At 66.7% G+C, this 225-nt stretch carries 1 protein-coding gene; it reads left to right on the top strand.

The window, feature by feature from the left end; genetic code table 11:
• A partial coding sequence (locus OC610_RS29430) for an RHS repeat domain-containing protein (RefSeq protein ID WP_264433403.1) occupies positions 1–225 on the top strand: 225 nt, incomplete at both ends.

The raw sequence follows: 225 nt of genomic DNA on the forward strand, positions 1-225 counted from the left end.
GGGCCGTTTGCTGACCCGTCAGGACGAACACGGCGCCATCACCCATCACCAATGGGACGCCGTGGGCCGCTTGCTGCAAACCACCTTGCCCGGCGGCGCCACCCGCGCCTGGCGCTATAACGCCTACGGCAAGGTCATCGCCGAGCGGGACGAACTGGGACGCACCACCCGCTACGAATACACAGACGATTTGCACCTGATCACCCGCCGCCTCAACCCCGACGG

Origin of the sequence: Pseudomonas agronomica (assembly GCF_025917275.1) — a bacterium.
GTDB classification, from domain to species: Bacteria; Pseudomonadota; Gammaproteobacteria; order Pseudomonadales; family Pseudomonadaceae; genus Aquipseudomonas; species Aquipseudomonas agronomica.